2 protein-coding genes are annotated in these 1,726 nt (G+C 70.8%); both read right to left on the minus strand.

Features of this window, described 5'->3' with window-relative positions; all coding sequences use genetic code 11:
- Positions 1–65: 65 nt before the first annotated feature.
- On the minus strand, positions 66–491 hold the full coding sequence (locus tag ACWF94_RS39995; protein WP_453500132.1) for a hypothetical protein: 426 nt from the start codon (positions 489–491) through the stop codon (positions 66–68).
- Between the two features lie 231 nt (positions 492–722).
- Positions 723–1,556 (minus strand): aldo/keto reductase, encoded by an 834-nt coding sequence (locus ACWF94_RS40000; protein ID WP_453500134.1) that lies wholly within the window; start codon positions 1,554–1,556, stop codon positions 723–725.
- Positions 1,557–1,726: the final 170 nt, after the last annotated feature.

Genomic DNA, 1,726 nt, shown 5'->3' on the forward strand with positions numbered 1-1,726 from the left:
GGGTACGGCGAGGGCGCCGGCGGTGGTGGCCGCAGCGGTGTGCGGTGGCCGGGGCGGAGGGCCGTTCAGCGTACGTAGACGGTGAAGGGCTGTGAAGCCTTGCCGCCGCCGACGATCCGGAGGGTGTTGCGCCCCTTGAGCCCGAGATAGACCCGCATCTTGTACGTGGCCTGGCGCGTGGTGTTCATCGACGCGGGCAGGGTGACCCACCGCTTGCCGTGCCGCTGCTGGAGTGCCACCCGGGTGCCGGGCCGCAGGTCCTTCGCGTTCCCGTAGACCCGGAACTGCTGCCAGGCGTATACGCCGTTGCGGGTCGCTCTGGCGGTGAGGGCCGGCCGTTCGCGCCGGTCGTCCTTCTTGGTCGCGACCGTGGGTCTCTCGGGCTTGGGGACCGGGCCGGCGTCGGCGACGGCCAGGCCCACGCCCACGGATCCGGCGAGCAGGGCGGCGGTGGTGACGGCGGCGAGGGTGGTTCGGGTACGGCGCTCCATGGGGTTGCCTCCGGGGTGCGGGGACTTCAGGGAGCACCAAAAGTAGGCTTAACACCCGAAAATATGATGAGGCGGCACGCGAGGGGCGGGTGAAATGCCACGCTTGGCCGTACGGGAGCGGGCCCCGCCCGCGCGAGGGGCGCGGCAACCGCCCTGGCCGCCGCGCCCCGATGCCGGTGCAGGGGTGTCCCGGGGGTGTTCCGGGCTGGTCCGGGGTGTCCCGGCGCGGGCTCAGGCGGCGTCGAACGTCATCGGGTCCGCGCCGAGCCGCTTGCCCTCGTCGAGCGCGGCGAGCGCCGCCAGATCGTCCGCGTCCAGCTCAAAGCCGAACACCTCGATGTTCTCCCGGATCCGGGACGGGGTCACGGACTTGGGAATGACCGTGTTCCCGAGCTGAAGATGCCAGCGCAGCACCACCTGCGCCGGGGTCCGCCCGTGCTTCTGCGCCACGGCGACCACCGTCGGGACCTCCAGCAGGCCCTTGCCCTGCCCCAGCGGCGACCACGCCTCGGTCGCGATCCCGTGCCCGGCGTGGAACGCGCGGGACGCGGACTGCTGGAACCAGGGGTGCAGCTCGATCTGGTTCACCGCGGGGACGACGGAGGTCCCGCCCATCAGCCGCTCCAGATGCTCCGGCAGAAAGTTCGACACCCCGATCGCCCTGGCGCGGCCGTCCGCGAGGATCTTCTCCAGGGCCTTGTACGTCTCGACATAGGTGTCCTGCCTCGGCATCGGCCAGTGGATCAGATACAGATCGACCCGGTCGAGGCCGAGCCGGCCGAGCGAGGCGTCGAAGGCGCGCAGTGCCGCGTCGTATCCATGGGCGCTGTTCCACAGCTTCGTGGTGATGAACAGCTCCTCACGGGGGACGCCCGAGGCGGCGACGGCACGGCCCGTACCCGGCTCGTTCCCGTACACGGCCGCCGTGTCGATGCTGCGGTAACCCGCCTCCAGGGCGGTGGCGACCACCGTCGTCGCCTCGGCGTCCGGCACCTGCCAGACACCGAAGCCGAGCTGCGGCATCGCGACACCATTGTTGAGGGTGATGGAGGGGACCTGGCTCACGGGGAAGGGATCCTTACGTCGTCGGGTGATTCGTCGGGTGATTCGTCGGGTGTTTCTTTGGGTGATACGCCCATGGTGAACGATCGGCCGGGCGAGAGCATCCGGACCGGAGAAGTCGGCGGATGCGCCCGCGGCTCCGGCTCCGCCGGTGGAGCGACCTGAACCGGTAC

Source organism: Streptomyces sp. NPDC055078, assembly GCF_053607985.1.

Excerpts from the sequence above, each read along its gene's own strand:
- ACWF94_RS39995 (WP_453500132.1), bottom strand. The coding sequence starts at position 491 with ATGGAGCGCCGTACCCGAACCACCCTCGCCGCCGTCACCACCGCCGCC.